The 19945-nt window shown below is 71.4% G+C and carries 15 protein-coding genes; 3 read left to right on the top strand and 12 right to left on the bottom strand.

The annotated features are described in order from the left end of the window. The coding region (locus tag AB0E24_RS42305) for a hypothetical protein (RefSeq protein WP_359385078.1) at nt 1–202 on the top strand (202 nt) is incomplete at its 5' end. 124 nt (nt 203–326) lie between these two features. Here the strand turns inward: AB0E24_RS42305 and AB0E24_RS42300 are convergent. The 3 genes from AB0E24_RS42300 to thyX all read right to left on the bottom strand — a co-directional run bounded on the left by AB0E24_RS42300 (nt 327) and on the right by thyX (nt 3976). Then, nucleotides 327–2012 carry a ribonuclease J gene (locus AB0E24_RS42300; protein ID WP_079259188.1) on the bottom strand — a complete coding sequence of 562 codons (1686 nt, stop codon included), beginning with the start codon at nt 2010–2012 and terminating at the stop codon, nt 327–329. Between the two features lie 125 nt (nt 2013–2137). Beyond that, on the bottom strand, nt 2138–3037 hold the full coding sequence (gene dapA / locus AB0E24_RS42295; protein ID WP_359385076.1) for a 4-hydroxy-tetrahydrodipicolinate synthase: 900 nt from the start codon (nt 3035–3037) through the stop codon (nt 2138–2140). A 198-nt stretch (nt 3038–3235) separates the two neighbouring features. Further along, complete coding sequence (thyX, locus tag AB0E24_RS42290; RefSeq protein ID WP_069873976.1) at nt 3236–3976, bottom strand: FAD-dependent thymidylate synthase; 741 nt, start codon at nt 3974–3976, stop codon at nt 3236–3238. Between the two features lie 179 nt (nt 3977–4155). Here thyX and AB0E24_RS42285 point away from each other — a divergent pair, with 179 nt between their 5' ends. Both AB0E24_RS42285 and AB0E24_RS42280 read left to right on the top strand, forming a co-directional pair. Then, complete coding sequence (locus tag AB0E24_RS42285) at nt 4156–4398, top strand: hypothetical protein (RefSeq protein WP_079259186.1); 243 nt, start codon at nt 4156–4158, stop codon at nt 4396–4398. 65 nt (nt 4399–4463) lie between these two features. Further along, nucleotides 4464–5015: an SCO5741 family PH domain-containing membrane protein gene (locus AB0E24_RS42280; RefSeq protein WP_069873981.1), complete on the top strand. Its 552-nt coding sequence runs from the start codon at nt 4464–4466 to the stop codon at nt 5013–5015. A 40-nt stretch (nt 5016–5055) separates the two neighbouring features. Here AB0E24_RS42280 and AB0E24_RS42275 read toward each other — a convergent pair whose 3' ends face one another. The 9 genes from AB0E24_RS42275 to AB0E24_RS42235 all read right to left on the bottom strand — a co-directional run bounded on the left by AB0E24_RS42275 (nt 5056) and on the right by AB0E24_RS42235 (nt 19873). Next, complete coding sequence (locus tag AB0E24_RS42275; protein ID WP_069873983.1) at nt 5056–5517, bottom strand: tetratricopeptide repeat protein; 462 nt, start codon at nt 5515–5517, stop codon at nt 5056–5058. A 10-nt stretch (nt 5518–5527) separates the two neighbouring features. After that, nucleotides 5528–6280: a 4-hydroxy-tetrahydrodipicolinate reductase gene (dapB, locus tag AB0E24_RS42270; RefSeq protein ID WP_359385072.1), complete on the bottom strand. Its 753-nt coding sequence runs from the start codon at nt 6278–6280 to the stop codon at nt 5528–5530. Nucleotides 6281–6363: 83 nt separating this feature from the next. Then, on the bottom strand, nt 6364–7743 hold the full coding sequence (locus AB0E24_RS42265; RefSeq protein WP_069873988.1) for a M16 family metallopeptidase: 1380 nt from the start codon (nt 7741–7743) through the stop codon (nt 6364–6366). Continuing rightward, nucleotides 7740–9989 carry a polyribonucleotide nucleotidyltransferase gene (locus tag AB0E24_RS42260; protein ID WP_069873990.1) on the bottom strand — a complete coding sequence of 750 codons (2250 nt, stop codon included), beginning with the start codon at nt 9987–9989 and terminating at the stop codon, nt 7740–7742. The genes AB0E24_RS42265 and AB0E24_RS42260 overlap by 4 nt, the downstream gene beginning before the upstream one ends. A 393-nt stretch (nt 9990–10382) precedes the next feature. Continuing rightward, nucleotides 10383–10670, bottom strand: coding sequence for a 30S ribosomal protein S15 (gene rpsO, locus AB0E24_RS42255; protein ID WP_020868053.1), 288 nt, complete (start codon nt 10668–10670; stop codon nt 10383–10385). A 226-nt stretch (nt 10671–10896) separates the two neighbouring features. Next, complete coding sequence (locus tag AB0E24_RS42250; RefSeq protein ID WP_359385068.1) at nt 10897–12954, bottom strand: serine/threonine-protein kinase; 2058 nt, start codon at nt 12952–12954, stop codon at nt 10897–10899. Nucleotides 12955–13007: 53 nt separating this feature from the next. Continuing rightward, complete coding sequence (locus AB0E24_RS42245; protein ID WP_359385066.1) at nt 13008–15188, bottom strand: serine/threonine-protein kinase; 2181 nt, start codon at nt 15186–15188, stop codon at nt 13008–13010. Nucleotides 15189–15193: 5 nt separating this feature from the next. Continuing rightward, the gene (locus tag AB0E24_RS42240) at nt 15194–17392 is read right to left on the bottom strand and encodes an outer membrane protein assembly factor BamB family protein (RefSeq protein WP_359385063.1); all 2199 of its coding nucleotides are present in this window, start codon (nt 17390–17392) and stop codon (nt 15194–15196) included. Between the two features lie 9 nt (nt 17393–17401). Then, nucleotides 17402–19873 carry an outer membrane protein assembly factor BamB family protein gene (locus tag AB0E24_RS42235; protein ID WP_359385061.1) on the bottom strand — a complete coding sequence of 824 codons (2472 nt, stop codon included), beginning with the start codon at nt 19871–19873 and terminating at the stop codon, nt 17402–17404. Between the last annotated feature and the right edge of the window lie 72 nt (nt 19874–19945).

Genomic DNA, 19945 nt, shown 5'->3' with positions numbered 1-19945 from the left:
TCGAAACCGTTTCACCGGTCTCTCCGGGCGCTTCCCTTCGGTGTTTCCAACCTTACCAGATCCGATTTCCGGTCCGTTTCCGATCCGAATTCCGTTTCCGGTGGCCGTTGGAGGGGCCTTGCCTTTCGGCTTCACCGACTTTATCAGAATTTCCCTGAGTCGATTTCCACCCCCGCCGGTGGGCTCCTCCGGAGACCGTTGAGTGCTCCGGGTTCCCCCTCTGGCGGAGCCGTAAACGTACTGGAGCGGGGCTCCTCGATGCAAATCGAGGAGCCCCGCCGGGTGTTCCGCGCCGGTGTGGTGCTGAGGCAGCGTCAGGAGCGACGTCAGACCTCGACGACCACGGGAAGGATCATCGGGCGCCGGCGGTAGCTGTCGGAGACCCACTTGCCGATCGCGCGGCGCGCCAGCTGCTGGAGCTGGTGCGGGTCCACGACCCCGTCGGAGGCCGACTTGGCCATGGCGTCCTCGATCTTCGGGATGACCGCGGAGAAGGCGGCGTCCTCGATCCCGGAGCCCCTCGCCTGGATATGTGGACCGCCCACGATCTTGCCGGTCGTGCTGTCCACGACCACGAAGATCGAGATGATGCCCTCCTCGCCGAGGATGCGGCGGTCCTTGAGCGAGGTCTCCGTGACATCGCCGACCGAAAGGCCGTCCACGTACACGTATCCCGCCTGCACCTTGCCGACGATCTTGGCGATGCCGTCGACCAGGTCGACCACGACACCGTCCTCTGCGATGACGCAACGGTTCTTCGGAACCCCGGTCAGCGCGCCCAGCTCCGCGTTGGCGCGCAGATGTCGCCATTCGCCGTGCACCGGCATCAGGTTCTTCGGCTTGCAGATGTTGTAGAAGTACAGCAGCTCACCGGCCGAGGCATGGCCGGAGACATGGACCTTGGCGTTGCCCTTGTGGACGACCGTGGCGCCCCATCGCGTCAGTCCGTTGATGACCCGGTAGACCGCGTTCTCATTGCCGGGGATCAGCGACGACGCCAGGATCACCGTGTCGCCCTGGACGATCCGGATCTGGTGGTCGCGGTTGGCCATCCGGGACAGCGCGGCCATCGGCTCGCCCTGGGAGCCCGTGCAGACCAGCACCACCTGGTCGTCCGGAAGGTCGTCGAGGGTCTTCACATCGACCACGAGACCGGCCGGCACCCGCAGATAGCCGAGGTCACGTGCGATGCCCATGTTGCGGACCATCGAGCGGCCGACGAAGGCCACCTTGCGCCCGTGCTCATGCGCCGCGTCGAGGATCTGCTGGATGCGGTGCACATGGCTGGCGAAGCTGGCGACGATGATGCGCTTCTGCGCGTTACCGAAGACCTGGCGCAGCACTCCGGAGATATCGCGCTCGGGCGGTACGAACCCGGGGACCTCGGCGTTGGTGGAGTCCACCAACAGCAGATCGATGCCCTCCTCGCCCAGCTTGGCGAAGGCGGGCAGATCCGTGAGCCGGCCGTCCAGCGGCAGCTGGTCCATCTTGAAGTCGCCGGTGTGCACGGCCATACCGGCCGGGGTGCGGATGGCGACCGCGAGGGCGTCCGGGATGGAGTGGTTGACCGCCACGAACTCGCACTCGAAGGGGCCGATCCGCTCGCGGTGCCCCTCCTCGACCTCGAGGGTGTACGGCCGGATCCGGTGCTCCTGGAGCTTCGCCTCGATCAGGGCGAGGGTCAGCTTGGAGCCGATCAGCGGGATGTCGGGCTTTTCTCGCAGCAGGAAGGGAACGCCGCCGATATGGTCCTCGTGCCCGTGGGTGAGGACGATGCCGTCGATGTCGTCGAGACGGTCCCGGATGGATGTGAAGTCCGGCAGGATCAGGTCGACTCCGGGCTGCTCCTCCTCGGGGAAGAGCACCCCGCAGTCGACGATCAGCAGCCGGCCACCGTATTCGAAGACCGTCATGTTCCGGCCGATCTCACCGAGGCCGCCGAGCGGGGTGACGCGCAGACCGCCTTCGGGAAGCCTCGGCGGAGGGCCGAGCTCAGGATGCGGATGACTCAAAAGACTCTCCTCACCACGCACGCCACATGCCCCCTGGGGCACATGGCGCGCATGACATTCGTGCACTTGCTGATGTGTCTGTATGCAGTTGTGAAGTATGAAGGTGCGAGCAATCGCCTCTTTGCTTAGAGCTGTACCCCGCCCGCGGCGAGATCGCGCTTGAGCTGTTCCGTTTCCTCGGCGGTCAGCTCGACCAACGGCAGGCGCAGTGGCCCCGCGGGCTGGCCCTGAAGGGCGAGCGCGGCCTTGGTCGTGATCACTCCCTGGGTGCGGAACATACCGGTGAAGACCGGCAGCAGCTTCTGGTGGATCTCCGTTGCCTTCGCGACGTCGCCCGCGAGATGGGCCTCGAGCATCGCCCGGAGCTCGGGGCTGACCAGATGGCCGACCACGGAGACGAAGCCGACCGCGCCCACCGACAGCAGCGGCAGGTTCAGCATGTCGTCGCCGGAGTACCAGGCGAGGCGGGAGCGGGCGATGGCCCAGCTGGCGCGTCCGAGGTCGCCCTTGGCGTCCTTGTTGGCCACGATGCGCGGGTGCTCGGCGAGCCGGACGATGGTCTCGGTGCCGATCGGGACACCGCTGCGGCCCGGGATGTCGTAGAGCATGACCGGCAGCTCGGTGGCATCGGCGATCGCGGTGAAGTGGCGCAGGAGACCTTCCTGCGGAGGCTTGCTGTAGTACGGCGTGACCGCCAGCAGCCCGTGGGCACCGACCTGCTCGGCCGCGCGGGCGAGCTCGACGCTGTGCCGGGTGTCATTGGTACCGGCTCCGGCCACGACGTGGGCGCGGTCCCCGACCGCTTCCACCACGGCGCGTACGAGCTGGGCTTTTTCCGCATCGCTGGTGGTCGGGGACTCGCCGGTGGTGCCGTTGACGATCAGGCCGTCATTGCCGGCGTCCACCAGATGGGCGGCGAGTCGCTGGGCGCCGTCGAGGTCGAGCGCGCCGTCAGTGGTGAATGGCGTGACCATGGCGGTCAGCACCCGCCCGAAAGGGGTCTGCGATGTGGATGTCGGTGCCATGGGCTCCACGCTACTCGTAGCGCGACCTACGGCGCTCGCTCGGGGCGGCGGACGGAGCGAAGAGATGGGACCCGGCACTGCCTGCTCGGGGGTTCAAGCAGTGCCGGGCCCGTTTGTTCAGCCTAGATGAACTTCTTGAAACGCCGCAATACGGACACTTCACCCGGTGATCCGTCCGGGGAGCGGGCCTCGCCCGGGCTACGGGGCCACTCGGCCGTTGGCGTTGAAGGCGGCGTGGGTGAGCGGCATCAGCCCGGCCCAGTGCGCCTCCATCTTCTCGCCGACCATCTCGATCTCCCGCTGCGGGAACGAGGGCACCGCGGCCTGCTCATGCTGGGTGCGCAGCCCCAGGAAGTGCATCAGCGAGCGGGCGTTGCAGGTCGCGTACATCGACGAGAACAGGCCGACCGGGAGCACCGAGCGGGCCACCTCGCGGGCCACTCCGGCGGCCAGCATCTCCTGGTACGCCTCGTACGCATGGCGGTACGCGTCCTCCATGACCCGGCCGGTCAGCTCGTGCTGCGCCGCGGTGCCCTCGACGAACTCGTACTTCCCCGGGCGGCCCTGCTGGATCAGCTTGCGCGCCTCCCCCGGCACGTAGAACACGGGCTCCAGGCGGCGGTAGCGGCCGGACTCCTCGTTGTACGACCAGCCCACACGGTGCCGCATGAACTCGCGGAAGACGAAGATGGGGGCGCTGATGAAGAAAGTCATCGAGTTGTGCTCGAAGGGGCTGCCGTGGCGGTCCCGCATCAGGAAGTTGATCAGCCCCTTGGAGCGCTCGGGGTCCTTGGTGATCTCTTCGAGGGACTGCTCGCCCGCGGTGGACACCCGCGCGGCCCACAGCACATCGGAGTCGGCAGCGCTGTGCTTGACCAACTCGACCGTCACATCGCTGCGGAAACTGGCCTTCTCGGTCTCGGCGGGGATCTCGGTCACCGGCGGGGTCCTTCCATGGTGCGTCGCTCTGGGCGGCGCCCAGCTTACGGGCCACCACCGACAGTCCCGCTCAGCCGAAATTTTTCACCGAAGTCGTCGGATCCGGGCACCCAATCGCTCGTTCACACGTCCTACACATTGAAGTACTCACGTTCGAGGTTCCAAGGAGAGCCCGCCACATGTCCCGCCGGCGAGAGCCCGTGCCGTTCGCCTTCGTCGCCGAAGCCGACCGTTTCCGCAGCAATGTCACCCCACCGCCCCGCCCCCGCGCCACACCGTCCCAGATCGCCGGGCGGACCCTGATCGGGCTCACGATCATCGCGGGGTTCATCGGCTCACTGTTGTTCGGGATGCCCGCACTCGACAGCCAGTCGCACCCCACCCAGCAGATCCAGCAGCCCGAGGCGTCCGACGGACGCTGATCGGCGCTGGGATAGCCTCACCCAGCACAGGCCCATCCGGACATGTGTGTGAGTGAGGACCTTCCGTGCCCCTGCCCTTCCTGACCGCCGACCGCGCCCATGACGACGACGCGGCGGCCGGAGCGGACCCGCTCGGCTACGAAGACCAGGACCGCTGGCGCCGTCCCTACCGACCGGGTCCCTGGAGGGTCGGGGGCGCCGCTCTTCTGCTGCTGCTCGCGTCGTACGTCCTGTTCTCCGCCATGATCATCGCGATGGCGGGGTCGCTGCCCGCGGCGGGTGTCTGCGGCGCCTTCGGGGCGCTGATGATCGTGACAGCCGTAAGGCTGGTGCGCAGCGGCGTCGAGGTGAGCCCTCAGGGGCTGCGCCGGATCGGCCTGCTGCGCAGCACCACCGTGCGGTGGCGGGACATCGCCGCGATACGCACGACCCAGCAGCCGGTCCGCTGGCTGGGCCTGCCGCGCACCGTCCAGGGGCAGGCGGTGCTGCTCCAGCGGGTGCCCGGCGGTGCCTCGGACACGCTGTTCACCAGCCATGACGCCGACTTCCTGGGCCAGGCGGAGAGCTTCGAGAGGGCCGCCGACGCGATCGAGGGCTGGGCCGCCACTCACCACTGAGCCGGTGCCCCGGGCGGCCCGGAGGCCGGGCCGCCAAGGCTCAGCCCCCGGCCGCCCGCACCGCCTTGCCGTCGTGCAGGGCGATGGCGCGCTGCATCGCCTTACGGGCGCGTGCGGTGTCCCGGGCGTCGTGGTACGCCACGGCGAGCCGGAACCAGGACCGCCAGTCCTCCGGCGACCGCTCCGTCTCGGCCCGGCGCTTGGCGAAGACCGCGTCCGCCGAGTCCCGGTCGATCCGCCCGCCCGGCGTCCGCACCAGTTCGTCGACCGGGAGGCCGCCCTCCGCCTCCAGCTCCCGGGCCAGCCGGTCCGCGCTCCGCGCGAACTGCGTGGTCTGCCACAGGAACCAGGCGCCGATGAGGGGCATCACCAGCACCGCCACACCGAAGGCGACGGTGACCGGGGTGCCCTCCCGGATCAGCAGCACCCCGCGGTCGCCGACCAGGACGAAGTAGACGACCAGGACGGCCGCGAGAACGAAATACGTGATCTTTGCGCGCACCGCTGTGCCCTCAGTCCAGATCGAGGAAGTGTTCCAGGCCGAAGGTCAGGCCGGGGGTGGTCACCACGCGGCGGACGCCGAGCAGGATGCCGGGCATGAAGCTGCTGTGGTGGGTGGAGTCATGGCGGATGGTGAGGGTCTCGCCCTCGCCGCCCAGCAGCACCTCCTGATGCGCCAGGAGCCCGCGCAGCCGCACCGAGTGCACCGGCACCCCGTCCACGTCCGCGCCCCGCGCACCGTCGAGCGCCGTGGTCGTGGCGTCCGGCTGCGGGGCGCGGCCGGCCTCCCGCCGGGCCTCGGCGATCAGCTGCGCGGTGCGCGCGGCCGTACCGGAGGGCGCATCCACCTTGTTGGGGTGGTGCAACTCGATGACCTCGACCGATTCGAAGAACGGGGCGGCCTGGCGGGCGAATCGCATGGTCAGCACGGCGCCGATGGAGAAGTTCGGCGCGATGAGCACACCGGTGCGCGGTGAGGTGTCGAGCCAGCCGCGCAGCCGCGCCAGGCGCTCGTCCGTCCAGCCGGTGGTGCCGACGACGCCATGGATGCCATGGCGGACGCAGAACTCGAGGTTGTCCATCACCGAGGCCGGTTCGGTCAGCTCGACCGCCACCTCGGCGCCCGCCTCGACCAGGGTCTCCAGTGTGTCGCCCCGCCCCAGCGCGGCGACCAGCTCCAGGTCCTCGGCGCCCTCCACGGCTCGTACGGCCTCGGAGCCGATCCGGCCCTTGGCACCGAGGACGGCCACACGCAGCTTGCTCATCGACACTGTTTCCTTCGATTTCTTTCGATCCGGGAGGCTGGGATTCTTTCGATCCCGGAGGCCGGGACCGACGCACCGACGGGTCAGGCGACGGCCTCGTCGAGGCGGGCCGCCTGCTTGTCCTTCAGCGGGCCGATGACGGACAGCGAGGGACGCTGTCCCAGTACATCGCGCGCCACCTCGCGCACCTCGTCCGGGGTGACCGCCGCGATCCGCTCGAGCATCTCGTCCACCGACATCTGCTCGCCCCAGCACAGCTCGCTCTTGCCAATCCGGTTCATCAGCGCGCCGGTGTCCTCCAGGCCCAGCACGGTGGAGCCGGAGAGCTGGCCGACGGCGCGCCGCAGCTCCTCCTCGCTCAGGCCGTTCTCCGCGACCTGGGTGAGCTCGTCACGGCAGATCTTGAGGACATCGTGCACCTGACTCGGTCGGCAGCCGGCGTAGACGCCGAAGAGCCCGCAGTCGGCGAAGCTGGAGGTGTAGGAGTAGACGCTGTAGGCGAGCCCACGCTTCTCCCTGACCTCCTGGAAGAGCCGGGAGCTCATGCCGCCGCCGAGCGCGGTGTTGAGCACCCCGAGCGCCCAGCGGCGGTCGTCGGTGCGCGGGATGCCGGGCATGCCGAGGACGACATGGGCCTGCTCGGTCTTGCGGTTCAGCAGCCCGACCTTGCCGGCCGTACGGATCGCGCGGATGCCGTCGCGCGGGGCGACCGGGACCGCGTCGGTGCGGGACAGGGCGCCCGCCCTGTCGAACGCGGCGTGCACCTGGCGTACGACGTCGTCGTGGTCCACATTGCCCGCGGCGGCGACGACCAGGTGCGTCGGGTCGTAGTGCTTCCGGTAGAAGCGGGCGATCTGGTCGCGGCCCAGGGCGTTCACGGTGTCCACGGTGCCCAGGACCGGGCGGCCGAGCGGGGTGTCGCCGAGCATGGTGTGGGCGAACAGGTCGTGCACACAGTCGCCCGGGTCGTCCTCGGTCATCGCGATCTCTTCGAGGACGACACCGCGCTCCGCGTCCACGTCCGCCGCGTCGATCACCGAGCCGGTCAGCATGTCGCAGACGACGTCGATGGCCAGCGGCAGATCGGTGTCGAGCACCCGCGCGTAGTAGCAGGTGTACTCCTTGGCGGTGAAGGCGTTCATCTCGCCGCCGACCGCGTCGACGGCGGCGGAGATGTCCAGCGCGCTGCGCCGCCGGGTGCCCTTGAAGAGCAGGTGCTCCAGATAGTGGGTGGCGCCGCCGAGCGTACGGGTCTCGTCGCGCGAGCCGACGTGCGCCCAGATGCCGAAGGTCGCCGAGCGCACGGACGGGAGGGTCTCGGTGACGACGCGCAGGCCCCCGGGGAGGGTCGTCCTGCGGACCGTGCCGATGCCGTTCTCGCCCTCGAGAAGCGTTTGGGTACGGGCGACGGCCCGCGCCTCCGAAGAGGTGCGGGCCGTCGCCACGTCGTCGCGGGACGTCACTTGGCAGCTTCGTCCTTCGTCTGGGGCTTGGCCTCGGCCTTCGCCTCGTCCGCCTCGGCGCCCTCCCCGTCCTCGAGGACGGGGATGAGGGAGAGCTTGCCGCGCTGGTCGATCTCGGCGATCTCGACCTGGACCTTGGCGCCGACCTTCAGCACGTCCTCGACGTTCTCCACGCGCTTGCCACCGGCCAGCTTGCGGATCTGCGAGATGTGCAGCAGGCCGTCCTTGCCCGGGAGCAGGGAGACGAACGCACCGAAGGTGGTGGTCTTCACGACCGTGCCCAGGTAGCGCTCGCCGACCTCCGGCATCGTCGGGTTGGCGATGCCGTTGATGGTCGCGCGGGCGGCCTCGGCGGCCGGGCCGTCGGCGGCACCGATGTAGATGGTGCCGTCGTCCTCGATGGTGATGTCGGCGCCGGTGTCCTCCTGGATCTGGTTGATCATCTTGCCCTTGGGGCCGATGACCTCACCGATCTTGTCGACCGGGATCTTCACGGTGATGATCCGCGGCGCGTTGGGGGACATCTCGTCCGGGACGTCGATGGCCTCGTTCATCACATCGAGGATGTGCAGCCGGGCGTCACGGGCCTGCTTGAGGGCCGCGGCCAGCACGGACGCCGGAATGCCGTCCAGCTTGGTGTCCAGCTGGAGCGCGGTGACGAACTGCTTGGTGCCGGCGACCTTGAAGTCCATGTCGCCGAACGCGTCCTCCGCACCGAGGATGTCGGTGAGGGTGACGTAGTGGGTCTCGCCGTCGATCTCCTGCGAGATCAGGCCCATGGCGATGCCAGCGACCGGGGCCTTCAGCGGCACACCGGCGTTGAGCAGCGACATCGTGGAGGCGCAGACCGACCCCATGGAGGTCGAGCCGTTGGAGCCGAGCGCCTCGGAGACCTGGCGGATGGCGTACGGGAACTCCTCGCGCGTCGGCAGCACCGGCAGCAGCGCCCGCTCGGCCAGGGCGCCGTGGCCGATCTCGCGGCGCTTGGGGGAGCCCACGCGGCCGGTCTCACCGGTGGAGTACGGCGGGAAGTTGTAGTTGTGCATGTAGCGCTTGCGCGTCTCGGGCGCGAGCGTGTCCAGCTGCTGCTCCATGCGGAGCATGTTCAGCGTGGTGACGCCCAGGATCTGGGTCTCGCCGCGCTCGAACAGCGCCGAGCCGTGGACCCGCGGAATCGCCTCGACCTCGGCGGCGAGCGTACGGATGTCCGTGACGCCGCGGCCGTCGATGCGCTTCTTCTCCTTGATGACGCGCTCGCGCACCAGGGTCTTGGTCAGCGAGCGGTACGCGGCCGAGATCTCCTTCTCGCGCCCCTCGAACTGCGGCAGCAGCTTCTCGGCGGCCACGCCCTTGACACGGTCCAGCTCGGCCTCGCGCTCCTGCTTGCCCGCGATGGTCAGCGCCTGGGCCAGCTCGTCGCGGACGGCGGCGGTCAGCGCCTCCAGGACGTCGTCCTGGTAGTCGAGGAAGATCGGGAACTCGGCGGTCGGCTTCGCGGCCTTGGCGGCGAGGTCGGCCTGCGCCTTGCACAGGACCTTGATGAAGGGCTTCGCCGCCTCAAGACCGGCGGCGACGATCTCCTCGGTGGGAGCCTCGGCGCCGTCCTTGACCAGCTGGATGGTCTTGTCGGTGGCCTCGGCCTCGACCATCATGATCGCGACATCGCCGTCGTCCAGCACCCGGCCGGCGACGACCATGTCGAAGACGGCCTCCGCCAGCTCGGAGTGGGTCGGGAAGGCCACCCACTGGCCGCCGATCAGGGCGACACGGGTGCCGCCGACGGGGCCGGAGAACGGCAGCCCGGCCAGCTGCGTGGAGCAGGAGGCGGCGTTGATCGCGACCACGTCGTAGAGGTGGTCGGGGTTGAGCGCCATGATCGTCTCAACGATCTGGATCTCGTTGCGCAGGCCCTTCTTGAAGGACGGGCGCAGCGGGCGGTCGATCAGACGGCAGGTGAGGATCGCGTCCTCGGAAGGACGGCCCTCACGGCGGAAGAACGAGCCGGGGATCCGCCCCGCCGCGTACATCCGCTCCTCGACATCGACCGTGAGCGGGAAGAAGTCGAGCTGGTCCTTGGGGTTCTTGGAAACGGTGGTGGCCGACAGCACCATGGTGTCGTCGTCCAGGTAGGCCACGGCCGAACCGGCGGCCTGACGGGCCAGGCGGCCCGTCTCGAAACGGATGGTACGGGTGCCGAAGGTGCCGTTGTCGATGACTGCTTCGGCGTAGTGGGTCTCGTTCTCCACCAGGGAAATCTCCTCTTCTGCGTCCCTCGTCCGTGTGACGGTGGACGGTGGTGGAGCAGCGCCCCGGGCCTTACGGGCCGGCAGCCGGGCCGGTCTTCGATCGAAGCCACCGGAATTGCCAGTTCCGGGGGCCACTACCGAGGACCGGCTCCTGTGGCGCCGGTGCGGCGGGAATGAGGCGCTCCTCCTTGTTCGTTATGGCGTTGTTGGGACCAGACTACAAAGATTCGGCCGTCATCACGACGGCTGTACTGTCCGGCCCCTACGGTACGTAGCGAGTACGCTACGTACCGGCACGATGGCCGTACGGGTCACCTTTGGCTGAAACCGTACGGCGCCGCGTACGGCAAAGGGAGCGGCCCCCGTAGCGGGAACCGCTCCCTCCTTGGCGTCTTACTTGGCGCCCGCCGCACCGCGGCGGATGCCCAGGCGCTCGACCAGCGCACGGAAGCGCGTGATGTCCTTCTTCGCCAGGTACTGGAGCAGCCGGCGGCGCTGGCCGACCAGCAGCAGCAGACCACGGCGGGAGTGGTGGTCGTGCTTGTGGGTCTTGAGGTGCTCGGTGAGGTCGGAGATGCGGCGCGTGAGCAGCGCGACCTGGACCTCGGGGGAGCCGGTGTCGCCCTCCTTGGTGGCGAACTCGGTCATGATCTGCTTCTTGGTAGCGGCGTCGAGCGACACTCGGTACTCCTTGTTTTCGTCATCAGCCGCCGAGTGCCCCTGGTCGTTGTCTCAGGGGATCTTCCGTGACTCGGGAGGCGGGGTCCGCTGGGCGCTGTCTCCCGAGACCAGGACTCGAAGCCTCCGGGGACGCGTACACAAACGGCCAGGAGCAGGGTACCAGCGTCGGGGGTGGGGAGGTGGTGGGGGGGTGGGGTGAGGGATTGCGAGGTGAGGGATTGCGGGGCTAGAAGACGGGGAGGGCGGTCAGCGTGCCGTTGTGGAGCATGAAAACGCGGTTCCCGGCCGCGGAGAGCGCCCAGCGACCCTCGGTGCCCTGACTGTACGGCCAGGCGAGCCTTCCGCCGCGGGTGTCCACCGCCGCGACGCCTCGTGAACCGGCCTGCCCGGCGCCGGCCCAGACGCTGTTCCCCGCGATCACCGGGGCGTCCTGCGGGCTGTCCTCGGAGGCGAAGGTGAGCGTCCAGGCGTCGGTTCCATCGTCCGTACGGCGGGCTGAGAGATCGGTGCCGTCCACGGCGTAGACGACGTCCTCTGCGACGACCGGTGCGCCCCAGCCGCGGCCCCCACCGCTGGGCTGGGCCCATTTCCTCTCGCCCGTGGACAGCGTGAGCGCCGTAAGGGAGCGACCGCCGAGATAGACGATGCCGTCGGCGACGGCGGGGGCGAGGGCCGTGGTCCCGTGCCGTGCGGGCCCCCAGAGGGCTTTCCCACGGGCGGTGTCGAGCGCCACGACCCGGCCGTCGTCACCGCAGATCACCAGATGGCCATCGGCCGCCGCGGCCGCCGCCGGGCTCTTCTCCGAGGTCCTTACCGGCGAGGGCACCGTCCACAGGGGTTTGTGCGACGTCAGCGCGACGGCGCGCAGTTCACCGCCACGGGTGACGGCGTAGACGGCCTTGTCGTCCACCGCGAGGAGCGTCGCCGCGTCCGCTGCCGCCGCCTTCCACCGCCCCTTGCCGTCCTGGGCGTTCAACGCGTGCAGCACACCCTTGCCGTCGACCGCAAGGACGGTGTCATCGGCTACGGCGAGGGTGCGCCCGGTCAGCCCGGCTGCCCGGGAGGTCCAGCGGGGCCGGCCGGTGCGGACGTCATAAGCCCGCAGCCGGCCGCCCTCGGCGGAGGCCACTACGACGTCACGGACGGGAAGCGGGGCCGGCATCCGCGCCTCGGCGGCGCCGACGGAGCCGACGTCCACGGGGCCCCACAGGGGCGACGGGGCCGTCCCCTCGTCGTAGCGGGCCAGCGGCTCGGCCTCCCAGGGCCGCCTCCCGGCCTCCGCGTCGTCGCCCCGCAGCAGCCACCACGCGACGCCTCCACCACCCGCCGCGAGCACGGCGCCGCCCGCGGCGAGCGTGCCGATGAGCCGCCGCCGGGAGGGGGCCGGCCGGTCGCCGGGCAGGGCGGCCATACGCCGGGCGTCCGCCTCGCGCCGCGCGATGTCCTGTGCGAGCGGCCCGCTCCGCCAGGCCCGGTCCGCGCCCCGGGGCGGCGCCAGTGCCGGGCCGATCCAGTCGAGACCGGGGCGGCCCGTGGGGTCCTTGGCCAGACAGGGCTCGACCAGAGCGCGCAGCGCCCCGGGCACCGAGCCCAACTCCGGCTCGCCGTGCACCACCTGGTACTGCACGGCGGCCACATGGCCACCTTCGTACACCGGCCGCCCGCCCGCCGCGTAGGCGAGGACCACGCCCAGGGAGAACACATCGCCCGCGGGTCCGGTCCGCCGCCCCAGGACCTGCTCGGGCGCGGCGTAGCCGGGGGTGGCGACGGTCTGTCCCGTGGTGGTCAGCGTCAGCCCGTGCTCGGGCCGGGCGATCCCGAAGTCGATGATCCTCGGGCCCTGGGAGGTCAGCACGATGTTGGACGGTTTGAGGTCGCGGTGGACCAGCCCGGCACCGTGGATGTCGTGGAGGGTGCGGACGAGGGCGGCCCCCAACGCCCTTACGGCGGGCTCCGTCAAGGCGCCGTACCGCTCGACGGCCTGGTCGAGCGTGGGCCCGGCGAGGAACTCCGTGGCGATCCACGGCCGCCCGCCCTCGGTCCGCGCCGCCAGCACCCGCGCCACCCCGTCACCCGTTACGGCCTGGGCCGCGTGCGCCTCGCGGAGGAAGCGCTGGGCCATCTGCGGGTCATGGGCCAGTTCGGGCCGCAGCACCTTGACCGCCGCGATCCGGCCCTCGGAATCCCTCCCGAGGTAGACCTGGCCCATGCCGCCCGCGCCGAGCACGCCGGTGAGGCGGTACGGGCCGAGGCGCAGTGGATCGCCGGTGCCGAGAGGGTTCATGGACGGAGGCTCCTAGGAGGTGGGCGGCACGACGGGGCGGGCCGGGGTCCCGGTCATTCGAGGGGGATGGCGCAGACGGTGGAACCGCCCGCGATGATCAGCCGGCCGGCGCCCCGATGCACGGTCATGGTGGGGTTGAGCGAGGCCATGGCGGTGCCGGGACCCTGGAACGTCCAGGCCGCCTTGCGGCCGCGCAGGCCGATCGCCGCCGCCCATTGTTCGGTTCCCACGTCGGGGAAGGCGTAGAGGTACCTCTCGCCGAGGGCGGGTGGAGGCTGGAAGTTGAGCGCGGGGCCGGTGCCCTTCTTCTGCTCCCACAGCAGCTTTCCGCTCCTGGCGTCCACGGCGACCAGGCCGGTGCCCGTCTCCAGGCTGTGGACCACGCCGTCCCTGAGCAGGGGCGGCCCGTATCGCGCGGAGTCCGGCTCGTCCTTGTCGCCGGCCTTCCGGCCCTCGCCGAACCGCCAGGCGACCTCGCCGTCGGAGAGCCGTACGGCGAGAAGGTCCTTCCCGCCGACATAGAGGAGCCCGTCCGAGAAGGTGTGGCGCTGTGTCCCCGGAAGGATGCGGTAGCTCTCCTTGGCCAGCATCTTCGACCAGCGGCGCCTGCCGTCGGCGGCGCCGACCACGGTGACCCGCTCGCGGAAGGACAGCACGAGCGAGGAACCGGCGGGGGTCGCGAGGGGGTCCTGGAACTCGGGGGTGTCGCTGGCCCGGCGCCATCTCTCCTCCCCCGTGCGCGCGTCGATGGCGACACGCACGAGGCCCTTACGGCTCGTCCCTTCCACGAAAACCGCCTCCGCGGTGGCGGCGAGCAGCCGTACGTCGTCGACCTCGAGGTCCTTGACCGTGGCGAGCGGCGTCCGGAAGTTACCGGTTCCAGGATCCACCGGGGCGATCCGGACCTGATCGGCGGTGGAGTCGCAGGCGAGCAGCCGCCGACCGTCGGAGACGGCGTGCTGCGTCTTCGTCACCAGGTCGTTGGTGCCACGCCTGGCTCCAGTTCCGGCGTCGATCCAGTACAGCCCGGTGTCGGCGACGATCGCGGTGTGGTCCCCGGCGAGGAGGACCGCGCATTCGGCCATGGAGGTGCTGGAGGGCGGGGTGAACTTCCAGGACGTACGCGGCGGGGTCCCGGGCGGGCGTGTAGTGGGCGCGGACGCGGGAGTCGCGGTGCCGCTCGCACCTCCGTCCGGACGAAGCCAGGCCCATGTGGCGGCGGTCGCGGCGACCGCCACGGCTCCGCCTCCCGCGATCGTGACGGCCTTACGGCGGGAGACCCCGGCCGGCCTGGACGGCCGGTCCACACCGGCCGCGGTCTCCTCGTCCGCGGGCACGGGCATCCTGGACGGCTGGATCTCCCATACGGCCGTCCCGAGCCGGGCGATCTCCGCCAGGACGGGGTCCGGCAGATGGTCGGCGAAGTGGCCGCCCCCGCCGTGCAGCAGCGGCCCGAGCTCGGCCGTGCCGGGCCGCCGCCGGGGGTCCTTGGCGAAGCACGGCTCCACTACGGTGCGCAGTCCCCCCGGCAGCCCGGACAGGTCGGGGTCGGCGTACCGCACCCGGTACAGCAGATCGGCGGGCTGTCCGCCGCCGAAGGGCGGGCAGCCGGTGGCCGCGAAGACGAGCACTCCGGCGAGGGCGAACACATCGCCCGCGGCGGTGTGTTCACCACCGGCCACCTGCTCGGGCGACATATAGGCGGGCGTTCCGGCCGCCGCGCCCGTACGGGTCAGCCGGTCGTCGCCCACCGCCCGGGCGATACCGAAGTCGATGACCTTGGGGCCGAGTGCGGTCAGCAGGATGTTGGAGGGTTTGAGGTCGCGGTGGACCACATCGGACCGGTGCAGCTGGGCGAGCGCGTCACACAGGGCGGCTCCCAGCGCCCGTACGGCCCGTTCGGGCAGGGCGCCGCAGAGCGCGACCGCGTCGTCCAGCGGTGGGCCTAGGACGTACTCGGTGGCGAGCCAGGGCGTCGGGGCGACCGTGTCCGCGTCGATGACCTGCGCTCCGTGACGTCCACCGATGACCCGCGCGGCGTCGGTCTCCAGCCGGAAGCGGGTGCGGAATTCCGTCTCCGCCGCGAACCGCGCGTGCATGGTCTTCAGCGCGGCCGTGCGGCCGCCGGATGAGCGGCCCAGATACACCGTGCCCATGCCGCCACTGCCGAGCCGGGCGAGGAGGGTGTACGGGCCGAGGCGCTGGGGGTCGTCGTGGGTGAGGGGGTGAGCCATCGCCATCAGTCCACCGGCAGTGCGTAGAAGGCTTGGTCGTTCCTGACGAGGGCCACGCCGGGCACGCTGAGGACGGAACCGCTGAGGGCCCCGGCCGACGCCCCGTCGGCCGCGGGGGCGAAGCGCCAGCGCAGTGAACCGTCCGCCGCGTCCAGCGCCTCCACCTCGGAGGCATTGATCTGGAACACGGTCCGGCCGGAGTAGCTCAGCGCCGTTTCGCTCTCCGACATGGGTGACGCCGCGTCGACGGCCGCCCGGCGGCGCCAGCGAAGCCTGCCGCGGGCCACGTCGATGGCGTAGGTGACGGCGTCGCCGTCGGTCACGTAGAGCGTCCGGCCGTGCAGCGCGCCATCGGTGTACACGAAGTCCTCGCAGCTGAAGCGCCATCGCCTTCTGCCGCTGGATATCTCATGGGCGGAGACGACGTCCGAGGCGATGGTGATCAGGAGATCCCCGGAGACGATCTCCGTCGGGTCGTCGGCGACGGCAAGGATGCCCTTGTAGGTCCGCGTCCACAGCTTGGCACCGTCGCGCCGGCCGAGGGCCAGGTAGGTCCATGGCTCGTTGGGGCCGGACTCGCTGCGGTTCGACAGCAGGAGGGAGTCCTCGCGGAGCACCGCGGAGTGTTCGTCGTAGCCGCCGAAGCCACCGGGAACCGAGGTGCGCCAGCGCTCCTTACGGGTCTTGAGGTCATAGGCGACGACCGTGGCGGTCTTCTCCTGATTCTGGTCCCGGGCCAGGAACCAGAGAGTCCTGCCGTCGGCCGCCAGCGGATAGCGGAACCGCGGGCGCTTCTCGCCGTCGTAGGCCCGCTCCACCCACTTGACCTGCCCGGTGCGCGCCGACAGGGCCATGAATTCCCTGATGCCGCCTTTCAGCACGAGGTCACCGCCGAGCGGGCTGAGGTCGCCGACGCCCCATACGTTGTCACGGGTCCACATCTTCTTTCCGTCGCGGAGCCTCACCGCGGTCACCTCGCCCTTGCCCGGCACGAGCAGACGGCTGTTTCCCCAGAGCAGCGGCGGACCGTCGATCTCGGCCTCGATGCGGCGGCGCCACAGCGGAGCGGGAGCGACCCCGCGCAGAGCGAGGGGCTTGGGCGGGGCGGGCGCATCGTCGGCAACGGCCCGCCACAGGGCGGTTCCACCGATCCCCAGGGCCAGCCCGGCGGCGCCGGTGAGGGCGGTGACGGCCATGGAGCGCCGGGACGGTCCCGGACCCGCGGACAGCGGGTGATCAGCGGGTTCCGTGAGCTGCGGCGGCAAGGTATCGGCGGGGTGGTGTGCGGCCTGCTCGGCGAGGGCGGTCTCGACGGCATGGGGCATCCGGCCCGGGGAGAGGGGCGCCGTGGTCGAGCGGAACTCCCGGGCGAGGGCGGCGGGTTGGGGGCGGTGTGCCGGGTCCGGGGAGAGACAGGCGGCGATGGGCTCGCGCAGCCCCGGCGGCAGTGCGGCGGGCCCGGCGTCCTTACGGCCGGTCACGGCGTAGGCCAGCACGGCGCCCAGTGCGTAGACGTCACCGTAAGGGCGCGGTGGTTCACCGGCCCGCTGCTCGGGCGGCGTCCCGGCCTGGCCGCCGTGGCCCATGACCGGGCGGCCGGTGTGCGAGGTCTCGGGGCGGCTTCCATGGGGTGTGGAGGGGCGGCTGCCGGTGGCGGCCCGGATGAGCCCGTACCCGGTCAGCCGGGGGCCGTCCCGCGTCAGGAGTAACGCCTGTGGCGATATCCCGGCGTGGACGAGGCCGTTGGCGTGTGCGACCGCGAGGGTTTCGGCGAGAGCCGTGCCCAGCGCGCGCACGGTGTCCTCGGGGAACGGCCCGCCGTGCGCGGCCAGCGCCGCGGGCAGCGTCAGGGCCGGGAAGCAGCCGTGGGCGACCCAGGGAAGCCCCGCGTCGGGCGGGGCGACGTCGACGACCGGAGCCACCCAGGGGCCGTGCAGGCGACGGGAGTTCTCCGCCTCGGCCCGGAACCGCACCCGGTATCCGGCGTCGTCGGCGAACGCCGCGTGGGGCAGGGTCAGGACGACGGCACGGCCCGTTCGCACGTCCCGGGCGAGACAGCGGCGCGCGTCATCGGCGTGCTCGGGCACATCCAGGGTGGCGAGGACCCGGTACGGGCCGATCCGCTCTCCCCCGGCGTGGTCGCCACGCTGTGGAGTGTCGTGATCGGTATGTCCCGTCCGACGGTCCGGAATCGACGGTTCCATGCGTCCTTCCTAATCGAGCGGCAGCGCGTAGACGCTTCCGCTCCCGGCGACGACCACCCTGTCATCCGTCAACGCGACCTTACGGCGGGGCGATCGGGGAGGCGGGTCCGGATCGGCACCGGCGTCGGTGAAGCGCCACAGCAAGGAGCCGTCCTCGGCGTCGAACGCGTCCACCTCGGCATCACTGACCATCAGCACCCTGCGCCCGGCCGGGCTGACCAGCGTGTCGGGCGTGCGGGGCGCCGCAAGCGCCTTCATCACGAAGCCATAGGCGCGCTGCCACCGGATCTCGCCGGACGCGGCTTCGATCGCGTGGAGGGCAAAACCACCGTCGGCGACATAGGCGGTCTTCCCATGGACAAGCGGAAGCCCGAAGTCGGCGGGATGGCCCTCGGGCCCCTTTCCCTTGGAACCGACGGACCACAGGGCGGCCTCGTCCTGGGCCGCCGCGAAGCCCCGCAAGGTGGTTCCCAGGGCCGCGATGAGCGTGCGCCGGGCATCGGTGGTGACAAACCCCTTCGCGCTCATGCCCGGATAAGCCCGTCGCCACAGCTCCTTACCGTGGTCGCGGCTGAACGCGACGGCCTTCTTGGCGCCCGTCCCCTCCCGGTCACCACCGGCCATCACCACCAGCGCGTCCTTCAGCAGATGTCCCTCGTCCAAACCCGCCGGGAGAGGGCCGCGCCACAACTCCGCGCGCTCATGGACGTCGTAGGCGACCACGACCCGGCCACCGCTCGGACCCTCGCCCCTTACCGCCGCCGTGAACCAGACCGTGCTCCCGTCCACCGCGAGCAGCCCCGTGAAGGAACTCCGCCCGCCCTGCCGGAAGTCGCTCGAACGCCAGTGGGTACGGCCGGTCCGCGGCTCCAGCGCCACCAGCCCGTCCCCCGGGACGACCAGCGCGTCTCCACCGGCCACCCAGGGCTGGCCCGCTGGGCGCAGTCCCTCCCGCGTCCACAGCCGCCTGCCCGTACGGAGATCGATTCCGATGACCGCCCGCCTCCCCGTGAGGACGGCGACCGCGTCGCGCCAGACGAGCGGGGCGTACGTCGAAGCCATCCCTTTGACGTCGTGGTGCCACAGGGGCGTGGGCGGGGCGCCCGCAAGCCGGTGGCGGGGGCGATGAGCCGCGAGACGCTGGGCCGGGGAGAGCGGTGCGGGCGGGTCCGGGGCCGTCGCCAGCCACGTGGCACCGCCGCCGACGGCCAGCCCGGCCGTACCGCCGGCGACACCCAGCAGGAGGCGGCGCCGGGAGGGGCTGAGGGACGGGCCGGGGGTTTGCCGGGGCGAGGCGCCCCCAGTCCCGGCCTCGGCTCCGGCCCCCTGCGCAGACCCGCGCTCGGGCACGGCCGAAGGCGCGGCGCCGCGCTCCGTCCCCGCTCGGTGCACGGCAGCGCCCTGCCCGACCGGCGCCTCCGCCACCGCAACCGGCGACGGGGCCTCGGGCGGCTCGATCTCCGCGGCCAGCACCGCCGAGGACAGCTCGGACAACGCGGCGATCACCCGCCCCGGCAACCACCCCGGCCCCAACGCGCCCGCGGCCCGGCTGATGCCACCGGCGCCGTCCAGGGCGGTCGACCCCGGGCCCGCACCCGGCGCCAGGCCGCCGTCCGGACCCACGGATCCCGCGTCGACCACCGTCGGCGGCGCGCCCGCGGGAGCCCTCACGGCGCTCGGGGGCAGGGGGACGCGTACGCCGCGCATCAACTCGTCCAGCAGGGCCCGCGCCGTCGGCCGGTCGGCCGGGTCCCGGGCCAGACACCGGGCCACGGGGCCCCGCAGATCCTCCGGCAGATCGTCGGCGTCGGGCCGCCGTCGCCCGGCCGCCGCGTACGCCAGCACCGCGCCCAGCGCGAAGATGTCACCCAGCGGCTGCGGACGCCCGCCCGCGGCCTGTTCCGGAGGCAGGGCGTCATCCGCCAGCCCCGGCAGCCCCACCCGAGCCTCACCGTCCGGGGCGGCGGCCCGCGCCGCGCCGTAGCCCACCAGCCGTGGGCCGTCTCCCGCCAGGAAGACGGCGCCCGGTGCGACACCCGCATGAGCGAAGCCCGCGGTGTGCACCTCCGCGAGCGTCTCGGCCAGGGCGGCTCCCAACGCCCTTACGGTGCGCACCGGAAGCGGTCCCCCGTGCGCCTCCAGCGCGGCGGGCAGCGACAGCATCGGCAGGAACGGCGTGACGCTCCAGGGTTGTCCGGTGCCCCGGCCTGAGACCTCGACAACGGGAGCGAGCCACAGCGGAGGCCGCCCGCCGCCCAGAAGGCGCGCGTTCTCCGCCTCCACCCGGAAGCGCTCCCCGTATGCGACGTGGTCCGCGAACTCCTGCGACGGCGCGGTGACGACGACCGTACGGTCCCCCGCCGCACTGCGCGCGATGAAGTGGCGTGCCGCAGCGGGAACTTCTCCCGTATCCGACCCCAGCCGCGCGATGACGTGATACGGGCCGAGCCGCCCCGGATCGCCCTGGCTCAGCGGCTCCACACACGCCTCCTGTGACCGCGAGGACGGTCCGGGCGGCCGGGACGGCACACCGCTTCAGCCACGGCCCCGGTT

Origin of the sequence: Streptomyces malaysiensis subsp. malaysiensis (genome assembly GCF_040653035.1) — a bacterium.
Taxonomy (GTDB): domain Bacteria; phylum Actinomycetota; class Actinomycetes; order Streptomycetales; family Streptomycetaceae; genus Streptomyces; species Streptomyces malaysiensis.
Note: the sequence above shows the minus strand (reverse complement) of the source record. Positions and strands in the feature narration are given on the sequence as shown.